The sequence below is a fragment of the Candidatus Babeliales bacterium genome, from assembly GCA_041660205.1.
In the GTDB taxonomy this organism is placed as follows: domain Bacteria; phylum Babelota; class Babeliae; order Babelales; family Chromulinivoraceae; genus JACPFN01.
In genome coordinates, this window is sequence record JBAZWT010000001.1 from 36,748 (window position 1) to 51,768 (window position 15,021).

The 15,021-nt window shown below is 37.4% G+C and carries 12 protein-coding genes, 1 tRNA gene and 1 other RNA gene; 7 read left to right on the forward strand and 7 right to left on the reverse strand.

Translation table 11 applies throughout. From position 1 onward, the window contains the following. Positions 1–185: 185 nt before the first annotated feature. Positions 186–262: transfer RNA gene (locus tag WC747_00200), tRNA-Met, on the reverse strand. A 248-nt stretch (positions 263–510) separates the two neighbouring features. On the opposite strand from WC747_00200, the gene ssrA reads away from it, so the two are divergent. The 4 genes from ssrA to pth all read left to right on the forward strand — a co-directional run bounded on the left by ssrA (position 511) and on the right by pth (position 2,835). Further along, positions 511–902, forward strand: a transfer-messenger RNA (tmRNA) gene (ssrA, locus tag WC747_00205). A 638-nt stretch (positions 903–1,540) separates the two neighbouring features. Then, on the forward strand, positions 1,541–1,963 hold the full coding sequence (locus WC747_00210) for a hypothetical protein (protein MFA5998429.1): 423 nt from the start codon (positions 1,541–1,543) through the stop codon (positions 1,961–1,963). A 51-nt stretch (positions 1,964–2,014) separates the two neighbouring features. Further along, entirely contained in the window at positions 2,015–2,233 is a 219-nt protein-coding gene (locus WC747_00215) for a hypothetical protein (GenBank protein MFA5998430.1), read from the forward strand. Between the two features lie 8 nt (positions 2,234–2,241). Beyond that, positions 2,242–2,835, forward strand: coding sequence for an aminoacyl-tRNA hydrolase (pth, locus tag WC747_00220; GenBank protein ID MFA5998431.1), 594 nt, complete (start codon positions 2,242–2,244; stop codon positions 2,833–2,835). An 88-nt stretch (positions 2,836–2,923) separates the two neighbouring features. On the opposite strand, the gene alaS is transcribed toward pth, so the two are convergent. Together alaS and WC747_00230 are read right to left on the reverse strand one after the other, a co-directional pair. Next, on the reverse strand, positions 2,924–5,518 hold the full coding sequence (gene alaS, locus WC747_00225) for an alanine--tRNA ligase (GenBank protein ID MFA5998432.1): 2,595 nt from the start codon (positions 5,516–5,518) through the stop codon (positions 2,924–2,926). Positions 5,519–5,522: 4 nt separating this feature from the next. Continuing rightward, complete coding sequence (locus tag WC747_00230; protein ID MFA5998433.1) at positions 5,523–6,029, reverse strand: HIT domain-containing protein; 507 nt, start codon at positions 6,027–6,029, stop codon at positions 5,523–5,525. A 185-nt stretch (positions 6,030–6,214) separates the two neighbouring features. On the opposite strand from WC747_00230, the gene WC747_00235 reads away from it, so the two are divergent. Then, on the forward strand, positions 6,215–7,129 hold the full coding sequence (locus tag WC747_00235) for a glycosyltransferase (GenBank protein ID MFA5998434.1): 915 nt from the start codon (positions 6,215–6,217) through the stop codon (positions 7,127–7,129). Here WC747_00235 and WC747_00240 read toward each other — a convergent pair. The 4 genes from WC747_00240 to WC747_00255 form a co-directional block, all read right to left on the reverse strand. Next, on the reverse strand, positions 7,126–8,331 hold the full coding sequence (locus WC747_00240) for an SET domain-containing protein-lysine N-methyltransferase (protein ID MFA5998435.1): 1,206 nt from the start codon (positions 8,329–8,331) through the stop codon (positions 7,126–7,128). The two genes, WC747_00235 and WC747_00240, sit on opposite strands and share 4 nt — an antisense overlap. A 140-nt stretch (positions 8,332–8,471) precedes the next feature. Beyond that, the gene (glyA, locus tag WC747_00245; GenBank protein ID MFA5998436.1) at positions 8,472–9,683 is read right to left on the reverse strand and encodes a serine hydroxymethyltransferase; all 1,212 of its coding nucleotides are present in this window, start codon (positions 9,681–9,683) and stop codon (positions 8,472–8,474) included. A gap of 112 nt (positions 9,684–9,795) precedes the next feature. After that, positions 9,796–11,412 carry a leucine-rich repeat domain-containing protein gene (locus tag WC747_00250; protein MFA5998437.1) on the reverse strand — a complete coding sequence of 539 codons (1,617 nt, stop codon included), beginning with the start codon at positions 11,410–11,412 and terminating at the stop codon, positions 9,796–9,798. A gap of 109 nt (positions 11,413–11,521) precedes the next feature. Next, the gene (locus WC747_00255) at positions 11,522–13,630 is read right to left on the reverse strand and encodes a leucine-rich repeat domain-containing protein (GenBank protein MFA5998438.1); all 2,109 of its coding nucleotides are present in this window, start codon (positions 13,628–13,630) and stop codon (positions 11,522–11,524) included. A gap of 199 nt (positions 13,631–13,829) precedes the next feature. Between WC747_00255 and efp the strand changes: the two genes are divergently transcribed. Together efp and nusB are read left to right on the forward strand one after the other, a co-directional pair. After that, complete coding sequence (efp, locus tag WC747_00260) at positions 13,830–14,396, forward strand: elongation factor P (GenBank protein ID MFA5998439.1); 567 nt, start codon at positions 13,830–13,832, stop codon at positions 14,394–14,396. After that, on the forward strand, positions 14,396–14,944 hold the full coding sequence (nusB, locus tag WC747_00265; GenBank protein ID MFA5998440.1) for a transcription antitermination factor NusB: 549 nt from the start codon (positions 14,396–14,398) through the stop codon (positions 14,942–14,944). The genes efp and nusB overlap by 1 nt, the downstream gene beginning before the upstream one ends. Positions 14,945–15,021 lie beyond the last annotated feature (77 nt).

Here is a 15,021-nt window from a genome sequence, read left to right on the forward strand (position 1 = left end):
TTCTTCTCGTCGTCCTTCAGCCGTCGCTCTCCGAGCTATGGCTGACAGGCGACACCGGCCTGTCCGTTCCGTAGTTTTAACGAAGGCGGAATCGAGGATCCAGGCTGTCAAACCATTTCTTTTAAAATTGAGTCTAAATTTTTGACAAAAAAAGAAGCACCCTTTAAAAAAAGAGTGCTTAAATTTGGTTGCGGGAGTTGGATTCGAACCAACGACCTTTGGGTTATGAGCCCAACGAGCTACCAGGCTGCTCCATCCCGCAATAACATCATACGCTCTTACACCACAATGTCAACCGCTATAGGGGTCAAATCCTTGATTTGTTCATCTTTTTCGAAAAATAGCCCATATTTTTGCTCCCTTTTTGGCAAACGTGTCCAAAGTCCAAATTTATCGCCCTAAACCAAGCGCCCACTAGGAGCCAAAGGGCAAGATAGGCCCTTAACCTTTTGACTGGGGCTTAGAATCTGTTATGCTATTTATACGTTTAAAATTCTTTGAAAATAAACCGGGGGCGTACTGGTTTCGACGTGTTAATGATAGTTGAGAGTGCATGTCGAGCTTTTATTGAGTGCTCGTTAATCAAACAATAAAACTAAATAAATGCAGAATTTAAAACTGTGGGAACTTCATTCTTTGTAGCATTGTTCGCAATGGTTGCAGGTATGGCAGTTTCCTTAAGACGCCGTGAAGACGACTATTCTTCATTGTCTTTCGTATTATAAACCATTAGTCCTATCTGTATAATGTTTCGCTGTTTCGTAGTGCAGATGTATAAGAAATAGACTTACTTGTAATGCTCTGCTTTCAAGGCGGCAAGTTCGTATACTTGGAAGATAAACATGTAGTACTTTTGGCTTGACTTTCTACGGACATGGGTTCGATTCCCATCGCCTCCACCAGCTTTCGCCAAGGCTTCAGCTGGCACGGCCATTACTGATTGCCCAAAGCAATAATCGAAGAAATAAATATTTAAATACAATGCGAAAGCTGCCCGCCATAGTAAATGAGCGGTAGCGAAATACGACGGCTGGGCAATAAAAATAAAAAGTCCTTTAGCGACACTTCAAAGCAAACGCTTCTTTTTAAAAAATTCAACTTCCTTTTCCAAAAATTCCACTAACCAATTTCCTATCATTCTGCGAAGCCTTACATAACGAACTCCAAAGCAGTGTGAAATAAGGTAAAAACTCAAACGTTTTACACCTTAAACAATGAGTCAATCATGACTTTGAAAAAAACAATAAAAAATTGTTGATTTTGAAATCAATCAATACTTAAAGTGTAAGCATGACTTTGATGAAGGGTTAGGGGAATCCAAATCAAATACAATTCAAAACATTAACTTGTCGCTGTTTCCTTATCAATTTTTAAAACAAATAAATAAACACATTTTTCACCATCTATTACCCAACCCAGATATAAAAAACTGGGTGAGATTTCTAGCGTAAAAAAATTGACTGATTTTGATAAAAAGAATATAGTTTTGTCGTCCAAATCAAAACGTAGAAATATTTTTACATTCATAAAAAGGATTCAAATGAACAACTCAAAAACAACACTATTTTTTTCTCTAGCTGCCCTTCTTTTTTTCACCGATATTTCAGCGGACGCTAAGTCTAACTCATCTATTGTTGTAATCAGTGGACGAAAAGTCATGGATGATTCTGAAGCTGGAAAAGCTATACGGGCAAAAGTTCAATCAGAACAAGAAAAATTAACCAAGCCTTTGCAAGAAGAAGATAAAAAACTACAAGCAAAAGGTCAAAAACTACAAGCTGAAAAAGAAGCTCTTGGAGCTGAAGTTGCAGAATTCGAAAAAAATGCAAAAATGCTTTCAGAACAAGCTCGCCAATCAAAAATTGATTCACTTCAAGATCGTGGACAAAAGCTTGAAGATGGAAAAAGAGAATTAGACCGCATGGCTCAAAAATTATACGGAAACCCAAATTTAAATATTTAAGGCGATGTTCAAAAAGTTGAAGCTAAAATACAAGCAGTCAACCAAAAAGAAATGGGAATTTTTGATACTCTTGTAAGAGAAGTAATCAAAGAAGTTGCACATCGCGAAGGCTGGGACATTGTTTTAATGGAAGAAAACATTGTGTTTGTAAATCCAAGCGTATTAAAAACTAACCTTGTTATTGCAGAGCTTGATAAAAAAGTAAAAGCTTTAAACAAAGCAAAAAAAGAAGCCGCTGAAAAAGCAGCAACAACTCCTGCAAAAAAATAAAACAATCTATGAAAAAGCAAAATGCTTTACTCGCAGATATTAAAGCCACAGATATTAAAATAAGTGTCAAAGCTATCGTAGGTCTTGGAAATCCAGGGCCTACGTATGCTTACACCCCTCACAATATCGGTTTTTTAATCGTTGACCGACTCTGCGAGCTGCACAACGGCACATGGTCAGAAAAAAATAACATGCTCGTTGCGTCAGTCGATATCAACGATAAAGAAATCCTCCTGATCAAACCGCAAACATTCATGAACAATTCTGGAGAAATTTTAAAGCATCTGCAAAAGCGTGGCATCAAACAAGAACATATTTTTGTCATCCACGATGAAATCGATTTTCCATTCGAAAAAGTTACCGTAAAGCATGGTGGTAGTGCTCGTGGACACAATGGACTGCGATCACTTATCGCTCATGGCGGTGAAAACTTTTTACGGTTGCGCTGTGGAGTTGGTCGCCCAAACGATCCTGCTGATGTTGGAAATTTTGTAACTGCACGATTTACGCAAACTCCAGACCAAGTTGATGGACTCATCAACAAATCTATCGATATGATTGAAGAAATTCTTTCTGACGACTCTTCACATTCTTCAATGTAAAAGTTGAATTCAAATTAAAAAAAATAAAATAGGCTGCGCAAATCAAATCAATACGCGCAGCCTATTTTTATATCTACTAACTATTTATTTACTTTAACCATCCAGTTAATTTTTCCGCAACTTGCGCGATATCAACAACTGGTCCACCACCTTGAAGTGCTAGATTGTTACCACCGCCCTGTAATCCAAATTCTTTTTGCAACCATGGTTTAAGATCTGCAAACACCACACGGTCTGCAAACTTTTTATCTACCATTGCAACAAATGAACTTTTACCACCTTGCGTGCTCAGTAAAACATATAGCCCTGGTTTTTGTTTTTGTAGTTCTTGTGCAATCGTACGCATGTCGTCAATGCCATATCCTTTTGCGTCAATTACAGCAAACGCAAGATCACCAATCATTTTAACACGTTGTAACCATGCTGGAATTTGATTTTTAACTACTGCAGATTTAAAAGCTGCAATTTCTTTTTGTTGTTCTTTTATTTTATTGTTCAATTCTTCAACTGTTGTAAAAAGCTGCTGCGGTTTTGTTTTAAGATCTTGGCACAATTTTTTAACCAAGAAAAAATCTTGTTGAAACTGCTGCAAAGCACCAAAGCCCGTAACAGCTACTATACGACGTTGACCTGCAGCAAGAGCTATTTCTTCAGTGATTTTAAATACACCAATATCACCCGTTGCTCGTACGTGCGTTCCACCGCATAGCTCAGCAGAAAAATCACTAATGCTAATTGCACGAACGTCATCAAGGTTATATTTATCGCCAAAAAACGCTGTTACGCCACGAGCTGTTGCTTGCTTGTATGTAGTATTTTCAACTACCACAGGAATATTTTCCCAAATTTTTTGATTCACCAAATCTTCTACAGCTTTAATCTCTTCAGCTGTCAGTGGTTTATGATGGGTGTAATCGAAACGTAAATACTCAGGAGTTACAATTGAACCAGCTTGCTTAACGCCATTGCCCAAAATATTTTGAAGTGCAGCCTGCAGTAAATGTGTTGCTGTATGATTTTTCATGGTATGCAAGCGTACTCGCTCAATCACGCTCATCGTGACGCTGTCGCCTACGGTGATTTTTTCAGGTGCAATAATTTTTACCAAAATTGCTTCGCCCATTTTTTTCAAATCAAGAAGTGGCGTCTGTTTGCTTGCAACAGTCACAAGACCTTGGTCATTTATTTGACCACCACAAGCCACATAGAATGGTGATTTTTCTGCAGCAACCCAACACTCAGCTCCTTGCGCAACAGACTCAACAGAAAGGTCATCGACTACAAGAGCTATAACCTTTGAGGTTTCACTTAAACTTTGATAACCAGTAAATTCTGTTTTTACCGACTGATCAAGTACTGCGGCGTTGCCAGATGTGTCTTTCATTTTTTTACCAGATCTTTGTCGTTGTGCTTCCATGCTTTTTTCAAAGCCTATTTCGTCAACAACAAAACCATTTTCTAGTGCAATTAATTTAGTAACTTCAAGCGGAAAGCCATAGGTATCATACAGCATAAAAGCATAATCACCCGTGATTGATTTTGTAGACTCGTGAGCATTCATATGATCTTGTAAAATTCTTTTACCGCGAATTAAATTGTCTGAAAAACGTTCAATTTCTAGCGTTAGAACTGATGCGATACGCTGCTTGTTTGACTCAAGTTCAGGATACACTGATTTCATGTCAGCAATTAACGCTAAAGCTAACTCAGGGAAAATATTTTTATCAGTTAATTTTTGTGCGAACAAAGCTGCTCGACGAATAATTTTTCTTAAAACATAGCCACGTCCTTCGTTGCAAGGAGCGCAACCATCAGAGATAAGAAATGTTGAAGAACGGACATGATCACCAAGCACGTTAAATGCTGCGCGGATATCATCGTTACCATTTTCGTATGAGTGACCAGTTAACTGTTCAATTTTTGAAAATATTGTTTGGAATGCATCGGTTTCAAAAACTGACTGCTTTTTCTGTACAACAAGTGCAAGTCGCTCAAGGCCCATGCCTGTATCAACGCCCGTTTGTTTCAGAGGTACATCGGTACCATCAGCTTGACGACTGAACTGCATGAACACGTTGTTCCAAACTTCTAAAAATCTGTCACATCCGCAATCAGGGCTACAATCTTTACTGCCGCAACCAACTTCTGTTCCGCGATCTACAAAAATTTCAGTGCATGGACCACAAGGCCCAACGTCACCCATCTGCCAAAAATTACTTTCACCTAATTTAAAAATTTTATTTTTTGGAATGCCCATGATCTCATGCCAAATGTCATATGATTCCTGGTCGCTGTGATGCACTGTAACGTACAGTTCACTGCTATCGAGTCCAATTTCCTTGGTTAAAAAGTCCCAAGCAAACTGAATTGCTTCTTTTTTAAAATAATCACCAAAGGAAAAGTTCCCCATCATTTCAAAAAACGTTAAATGACGTTGCGTAAACCCAACATTTTCAAGATCGTTATGTTTTCCGCCAGCGCGCACACATTTTTGAATAGAAACTGCACGCTTATAACTACGTTTTTCATTTCCTAGAAAAACATCTTTAAATTGATTCATTCCCGCGTTTGCAAAAAGAAGCGTTGGGTCTCCAGCGGGAATGAGTGATGAACTTGCAACTTTTTCATGACCATGTTTTACAAAGTAATCAAAAAACTTACGACGCAGCTCTAGGGATTTCATATTTTTATCCAATAAAATTTTTATCAAAATGAGGTTTTAAATTTTTATATATTTTTTCTAAATCAACAGACACTTGTTTGCTCTCGCCAATGGTTGTAAAAAAACCAGTGTCACCAGCAAAGCGAGGAACTATGTGCATATGAACATGTTGTGGAATTCCTGCTCCGGCAGCTCGGCCAACGTTGGCTCCAAAGTTAATACCATCGCAATTAAATTCTTTTTTTATGATTTGCATACTTTTAGATGTTGCACTCATCAGCTGATGTAAAATCGACTCTGACAATTCATAAAATTCTGATTCGTGGTTTTTTGGCACCACTAAAAGATGTCCGCCATTGTATGGATAAAGGTTAAGTAGAACAGCAATGTCTTGATTTCTAAAGAGCACTAATCGACTTTCATCAGACTGCGTATCTGTAAAAACTTCACAGAAAACGCAAGCTCCAGATTGCTCACCTTTTATCTGCGTGCGCACATACCGATCACGCCATGGAGCATACAATTTATCCATTTTTATCCTTTGCAACCTGAAACAACTATTAAAAAACACTACTACAACTTTTTTACATTCTATAATCTTTGCCCTCTTTTTCATAGTTTAAATTAAGAAGACTACGTTCCTGTTTGAAAAACAAGAGCTATCTGATAAGCTGCTCTGCAACCAACTATCAACTTTTAATTTCGAAAATAAAACCTATGAAAAAAAACATATTTCATTTTCTCAAACTGTTCATCTTTTGCTTCATGTGGACTCTTGAAGCATTGCATGCCAACATCAAAGTCTGCATCGTAATTCCTGCATACAATGAAGAAAAACGTATTGCCCACATGCTTGAAACATACGTTTCATACTTTGCAGAAAAACCAGAAAAAACAACATTTTTAGTTGTTGCAAATAACTGCAAAGATAAAACTGTCGAAGTCGTCGAAGAAATACAAAATCATCATAAAAACATTGAGCTTATAAATCTTATACCGGGCGGAAAAGGATTTGCCGTCAAGCAGGGTTTTTTGTGGGCACTAGACCCGGCTTCGCACAAGGCTACGCCGAGGCAAAGTGAACATTTCGACTTAATCGGATTTGTAGATGCTGATATGGCAACACTGCCACAAAACTTTTATGATTTGATCGTCGCAAGCAAAGACTGTGATGGAGCAATTGCAAGCCGGTACACATCAGGCGCCGTGATAGAACCAGAACGTCATTGGTTTAGAAAAGTGGGTGGAAAAATTTATAACTGGATGCTCCGTCAACAGTTTGGACTTCCTTATAAAGATACACAATGTGGCGCAAAAATTTTTACTTACGACGCGATTAAAAAAGTTACACCTGATATGACAGAACAAGGATGGGCTTTTGACCTTGAGCTTTTATATTTGTGTGCGCTTGAAGGAAAAAAAATAGCAGAAGTTCCTACGGTGTGGAGTGATCAGCCAGGAAGCCATTTAGAAATTTCTTCAAAAATTATTAAAGAATTTACTTCTGCACCTAATCGAATTAAAGGTCGACACGCAGCAAAAAGAAAAGCTCTTGTCCAACAAAAAAAATTATCTAAGCGTAAAAATTTCAATAAAAACACTTCCAACGCAGATCAAATTACCACTCATTAAAAAAGATCTTCATAGTAATTTCTACAAGCCCAATAATCTTTTCCGTAGCTTACTAAAATTTGCTCTCCAGTTTTGATATTTCGGCTTGCTATGTAGCAAACATGAAATAAATTATCTGCACCGATTATAGTAATTTGAACAGCGTTTGGATCATTGCCATGATTAACAAAACGCATTTCATTGCCTTCAAATTTGGAATCCAAGTGCAATGCTGCTGCATAGTTCCCTACAGCAGGATAATTCCATGAATACGTTGTATCATCTGCAAATAAACCTTTATGTTTCGATGGAACTCGAAGGATACCTGTGTACTCTTGGACCAATTCTCCAGCTTTAATGTCTGCTGATGCAAAGACCCCAAAGCCAACTTTTTCAGAAATCCATTTTATATAAAATGGCGCTCGATAATGCTGCGCAACACATGATGCATATTTAATTTTGTATTGATCCAGTAGCGCTTTGTTGTTGCGATAATAAGCAGTTTTTCTTGCATCAAGGTCACCACAAATTGACGAATCAATTTTGTTATTTTCTAAATGAATGATACCTAAATCTTCAAACAATCTTTTAACATCAGGTTTAGTTTGATAAACTTTACCTTGAGCGCAAACTTGTTTGTTAAGCAACTGTAGAAGCTCCTCAGTTTTATCGCTATGACCCGAGATATACGACGCAACATCTTTATTATTTTTTTCAAAAACAATATCCCACCCTCGCATTGGCCCGTACCGAGTAGCTACGTCTTTGTAGAATAATTTTGTTATCGTATCATATTTTTTCTTGATCAGATTTGATGCTTGTTGCACGTCAGACATAAATAATTGCTGAGCTTTTTCAAGCTCTCGTTCTTTGTTATTCAAATCATGGATTTGCTTGGAAAGTTCTTCTTTTTCTTTGATAAAAATAGGATCATTTTTTTTGAGATCTTTATGCTTTAATTCAAACAGCTCTCTTTTTTTTGTAACTTCTTGCCGCAATTTTTTCATTGTTTGTTCTTGTACTGCAACCACAACTCGCAGCGCTTCAACCTTTTCAACGACCTGATCTTCAAATTTTGAAATTTCAGTTTTGCATTTTTTACCCTGTACGCTGCCATCAAGCAATTGTTTTCCAGAAAAACCAACACAAACCAACGGCGCTTTGGCTACGAGTGAATTTAACAATAACGAAATATAAAAGATTTTACATACTTGCGCATTCATAGATCTACAGCCTTTTTTACAGCAATGTTTTACACAGTTTTATTATGAGCTATCGTATCATGTTGCGGCAAAAACACAAAAGACGTTGCATACAAAAACTAAACAGTACTTTCTTAAAAAACTTCCTACCAATCCTTTTCTTATGACCATCTACTCGTAATTTCTTTCACCAGCTCACCATATGCACCGATATCTTGTTTATCTTGAGCTTCAGAGATAATATCGCACACAAGCTGAGCGATCTGCTCGCAGTCAGTTTGCGTTGCTCCACGCGTTGTAATGGCTGCTGTTCCGATTCGAATGCCACCTGCAACCATTGGTGAGTTGCTGTCATAAGGTATAGCATTACGATTTACAAAAATGCCAACAGCTTCAAGAATTTCTTCTACTTGTTTTCCTGTCAGGCCCAAAGGACGAACATCGATTAAAAATAAATGAGTGTCAGTTCCACCAGAAACAATGGTATACCCACGCTGCGTAAAAACATGTGCCATGCTTTGCGCATTTTGTATCACTTGTTTTTGATAAGAGGCAAATTCTGGTAGGCTTGCTTGCGCGCAAGCAATACCTTTTGCAGCAATCACATTCATAAAAGCGCCACCTTGAATTCCAGGCATAACAGCACGATCAATCATCTGCGCAAATTCTTTTTTACATAAAATAACGGCACCGCGAGGGCCACGATATGTTTTGTGTGTTGTCATGGTTACACAGTCAGCCCATGGAAATGGAGACGGATGCAAACCAGCAGCCACAAGTCCCGCAATGTGCGCAATATCTGCAAAAAAATATGCCTCAACTTTTTTAGCGATCTTTGAAAAACGTTGAAAATCGAGAGTGCGAGAGTATGATGAAGCACCAGCTATGATCAATTTTGGTTTATGTTGCAATGCCAATTTTTCAACAGCACTATAATCGATCAACCCAGTTTTTTCATCAACGCCATACGTTACAATGTTATACAGTTTGCCAGATAAATTCACGCTATGACCATGAGTTAAGTGTCCGCCAGCAGAAAGCTTCATACTTAAAATAGTGTCCCCTGGACTGAGTAAGGCAAAATAGACAGCAAAGTTTGCTGAAGATCCACAGTGAGGCTGAACATTTGCATGCTCTGCGTTAAATATTTTTTTAAAACGTTCAATGGTCTCTGCTTCAATCTGGTCTACAAATGCGCAACCACTGTAGTACCTAGCGCCTACATTTCCTTCAACATATTTATTGGTAAGCACCGATCCAACCATCGAAAGTATATCAACCGAAGCGTAATTTTCTGATGCAATTAAATTAATACCTTCAAGTTGTCTTCCTTCTTCTTTACTTAAAAAATCAAACAAAATATCTTTTTTCATAAGTAGTTTCCTAATAAAGCAGCTACATTTTACTTAAAAAAAGTAGCAATAAAAAACAATCATTATATTGCAACATAACTTTTATAAAAAATCTTGGCGTTGTCTAATTTTTTTAACTGCCTAGCTTTAAAGTAACCTGTGCGTTCGGTAAGCGCTGTTTTAAATCATCAATTGTCTGCTGCGGAAAATCTCTTCCTATCGTAATAGTAGTAAGACTGCTGCAACCAAAAAGAAAATCATTACCAACCTGAGTCAAGCCTGATGGCAACTGTAGAGTTACAAGCCAGCGGCAATTAGCAAGAAATCCATTTCCAACCCGAATCAAACCTGATGGCAATTGTAGAGTTACAAGCCAGCGGCAATTAGCAAGAAATCCATTTCCAACCCGAATCAAACCTGATGGCAATTGTAGAGTTACAAGCCTGCTGCAATTAGCAAGAAAACTAACTCCAACCTCAGTCAAGCCTGATGGCAACTGTACATTTACAAGACTATGACAACCAGAAAGGAAGCTATCACCAACCCGAGTCAATCCTGATGGCAATTGTAAACTTTCAATACTGCTACCAAAAAGAAAACCATCGTCAACCTGAGTTACATTACGGCCTACTATAGATAGCTTTTTAACGAAAAGTGATACATTAATCCGAACTGGTATGACAGCAGCTGCACTATAAATGACAAGCGTCAAATCTGGATTATTTCTAAATATCGTTTTTATTTTACCTCTATTTTCAGGAAGATTTTTTATATCAACTAATACATATTCTATATTAGACGGCAACTGCTGCTCATTATTTTCTATTTCTTCGTTTTCTATTTCTTCAATCTTGATACACGTTTGCAGTATCTCAGCAATCTTCTCTCTTTCAGAATCAAAAGGCTCTTCTGCAACAGCGGCACTGCTGTCAGCAGAACTGCTGTCAGTGTAAGCGTACCAATATCTTTGCTCTGATCTTGGTATGAAAGCAGATGCTACAAAATCAGCAAGCATTGGGTCTTTCACGACAGTATCAGTATAATTTTTAAAATCAGATAACCAATCCGGCAACCTGCCAACTTTTAATCGCAAACAGCTATCACCAGATTCTTTGATTTTTTCTCGTAATAAACTTTTTATATTATTTTCTATAATATTTTTGGCAGAATCAGATATCTCTAGTTTATCAAACCACCATGGATATACTCCACGCTCAAGATCTGCTATAAATACCGCAGGCAACTTTTTATCAAATGTATACGCTTTAATTTTTTTAAAATCCATTTGCTCAGGCTTAGTGTATAAATCTCCCATTCTCGATGCTAGATATCCTTGCGCTAAACCGTTTTGATCATTTTGCATAGGTATACGATAACGCTGAAAATCTTCTTGCAGCCATGAAGATAGACGAGATGTTGCTGCAAAAAAACCTTGAGTATCTATTCGACTGTTTAGCTGATTTTTTATCCCTGTTTGAACATAGGTAGACGAATAATCGGGCAATGCAAAAAGCTGTTCGTCTAAATCAGTCAAATGTCCACCTTCAACAATGGCTCTGTTAACGTAGGTAAATAAAAGACGATTTGCTTCTAATCTTGAAATGTCTTCTGATGTCCCAAGAAGAGCATTTTTTTCAGCTCTACCTATATGTTCTTGAGCTTTTCGAAACACCTCTCCTGCGTGTAGTTGGTCAAAGCTCCCTACCAATAACATTGCTAACAAGCTTTGTATTTTAGATGTTTTTTTCATAAGTAATTTCCTAATAAAACAGCTGCGTTATAGTTAAAAAAGTAAGGCTAAAACAACCATTGTATCGCAAAACAACTTTTATGAAAAATCTTAACGTTATCTAATTTTTTTAACTACCTAATTTTAAAGTAATCTGTATATTCGGTACGCGCTGTTTTAACTCATCAATAGTCTGCTGCGGAAAATTTCTTCCTATCGCAATAGCAGTAAGACTGCTGCAACCAGCAAGAAAGTGATCGCCAACCCGAGTCAAGCCTGATGGCACATTTAAACTTACAAGGCTGCTGCAACCAGTAAGAAAGTGATCGCCAACCCGAGTCAAGCCTGATGGTAATTGCAAGCTTACAAGGCTGCTGCAATCAAAAAGAAAATCATTGCCAACATCAGTCAAGCCTGATGGCAATGCTAAACTTACAAGACTACTGCAACCAAAAAGAAATCCATGATCAACCCAAGTCAAGCCTGATGGCAACTGTAGAGTTACAAGACTACTGCAACCAAAAAGAAAATCATTGCCAACCTCGGTCAAGTCTGATGGCAATTGCAAGTTTACAAGGCTGCTGCAATCAAAAAGAAATTCATCGCCAACCCGAGTCAAGCCTGATGGCAATTGTAAACTTACTAGCCTTCTGCAAGCAAAAAGAAATCTATCACCAACCTGGGTCAAGCCTGATGGCAATTGTAAGCTTGTAAGAGCATCACAGCTAGCAAGAAATTCATTGCCGACCTGAGTCAAGCCTGATGGCAACTGCACACTTGTAAGGCTGCTGCAGTCAACAAGAAAGTCATTACCAACCTGAGTCAAGCCTGATGGCACTTGTACGCTTGCAAGACCTCTGCACCCAGCAAGAAATCTATCGCCAACCTGGGTCAAGCCTGATGGCAATTGTAAGCTTGTAAGAGCGCCACACCCAGCAAGAAATTCATTACCAACCCGGGTCAAGCCTGATGGCAATTGTAAGCTTGTAAGAGCATCACAGCTAGCAAGAAATTCATTACCAACCCGGATCAAGCCTGATGGTAACTGTAAGTTTACAATGTTTCTATAATCATCAAGAAAATCATCACCAACCTGAGTTATATTACGGCCTACTATGGATAATTTTGTAACGGAAACAGGCACCCTAAATTGATTTGGTATGACAGCAGCTTCGCTGTAAACGACAAGCGTCAGATTAGGATTATTTGTAAATATCGTTTGTATTTTATCTGTATTTTCAGAAAGGTTTTTTATATCAACTAATACATATTCTATATTAGACGGCAACTGCTGCTCATTATTTTCTGTTTCTTCATTTTCTATTTCTTCAATCTTGATACATGTTTGCAATATCTCAGCAATCTTCTCTCTTTCAGCTTCAAAAGATTCTCCTGCAATAGCAGCACTGCTGTCAGCAGAATTGCTGTCAGTATATACGTACCAATATTTTTGCTCTGATCTTGGTATGAAAGTAGACGCTACAAAATCAGCAAGCATTCTGTCTTTCACGACAATATCAGTATAATTTTTAAAATCAGATAACCAATCCGGCAACCTACCAACTTTTAATCGAAGACAGCCATCACCAGATTTTTTGATTTTTTCTCGCAACAAATTTTTTATATTATTTTTTATAGCATTTTTGGCAGAATCATATAGCACTAACATATTAAACCACCATGGATATACTCCACGTTCAAGATCTGATACAAATACTGCAGGCAATTTTTGATCAAGTACATACTCTACAACTTTTTTTTGGACTGTTTGCCTAGGTTTGATATATAAATATCCTAGTCTGGATGCCAGGTAGCCTTGACCTAAATTATTTTGATCATTTTGCATTTGCAAAGGTATACGATAACGCTGAAAATCTCTTTGCAGCCATGGAGATAAGAGAGATGTTGCTGCAAAAAAACCTTGAGTATCTATTCGACTGTTTAATTGATTTTTTATTCCTGTTTGAACATAGGTAGACCAAAGATCAGGCAATGCAAAAATCTGTGCATCTAAGTCAGTCAAATTCCCACCTTCAGAAATCAATCTATTAACATAAGCAAAGATAAGACGATTCGCTTCTAATCTTGAAATTTCTTCTGATGCACCACGAACAGCATTTTTTTCAGCACTGCCTACATGTTCTTGAGCCTTTCGAAATACCGCTCCTGCACGTATCTGGTCAAAGCTCCCTACCACTAAAATTGCTAACAAAATCTGTGTTTTAAATGTTTTTTTCATACCGCCCCCCGACTTACTAAATATTTCTACCTATCAAGCAATATAATTAATATTTAGAGCCAAAAACAAGATTTAAGGCAAATGCTCTACATAATTTCAATTAATTGCCATGATGAGCGTGTTTACTTTCTTTATCGATTTTTCTATACTTAAAGAAGTTAAAAAATGATTAGAGCGCTTTTTGCAAGGAGTAATCCACGTGATCTCAACTACAGATTTCAAAAGAGGAAAAAGAATCCTTTTTCAAAATGAACCGTACATGGTTATGGACTTTATATCTGTGAAACCTGGAAAAGGTGGAGCATATATCAAAACAAAAATGAAAAATATGATCACTGGACTCATGCGGGAAGAAACCTTCCGCTCTGGAGAAAAATTTGAAGATCCAGGTCTAGAGTACAAAGATATGCAATATCTTTACAACGAAGACACCATCTATCACTTCATGGATCTTGATTCATACGAACAATATTCTTTTAACAAAGATCAAATTGAAGAAGCAATCGATTTCTTAAAAGAACAAGCTTCATACAACATTATGTATTTCCAAGATAAACCAATTGCAGTTACCCCTCCAATGTTTATGGAATTGCTCGTAACTGATGCACCTCCTGGACTTAAAGGAAACACTGCTCAAGGTGGCGCAACTAAACCAATCACCCTTGAAACTGGCGTAGTTATACTCGCTCCTTTGTTTATCAAAGAAGGCGACATTTTAAAAATAGACACAAGAACCAAAGAATACATTGAGCGGATCAATAAATAATGGAAAACGATAATAATTCTGACCTAGACAAATCTGCCCAAAATCATTTAATTTCTGGTGTCATTCCACAGCCAGAAAATGCTTGCGAAACTCTTGATCAGGTCATTCAGTCAAGAAGAAAGACTCGATCATTAGTTTTTCATATTTTGTACGCTGTCGATGCACTTGATTACGAAGTAACAGCTCGAGAAGTTGCTGCAAAATTAAACAGCGAATATGAAACAGATATTGCCTTGGATGGAGATATTGTAAAAATTGTTGAGGGCGTTGCGCTGCACAAACAAGAGCTTGATGCTACCCTGATTCCGTTTTTAGAAAATTGGAAATTTGAACGCATTGGCAAATGCACCCTGCTCGTACTTCGCTATGCTATTTGGGAAATGTTGTATACTGACACATCGCACAATATTATTTTGAATGAAGCAATTGAACTTGCAAAATGTTTCTCAGAAAAAGATGCTTACAAATTTGTAAACGGAATTTTAGATAAAATTTCTAAACAACATAAAAGCAAAGAAGAAACTGAAGCAGAATTGCCTCAAGAGTAAAAAAATATATTTCCTTGAAAATTCTAATTCTTATCAAATTATACATAAAAGGTATGAGCGTACTTCACTCATACCTT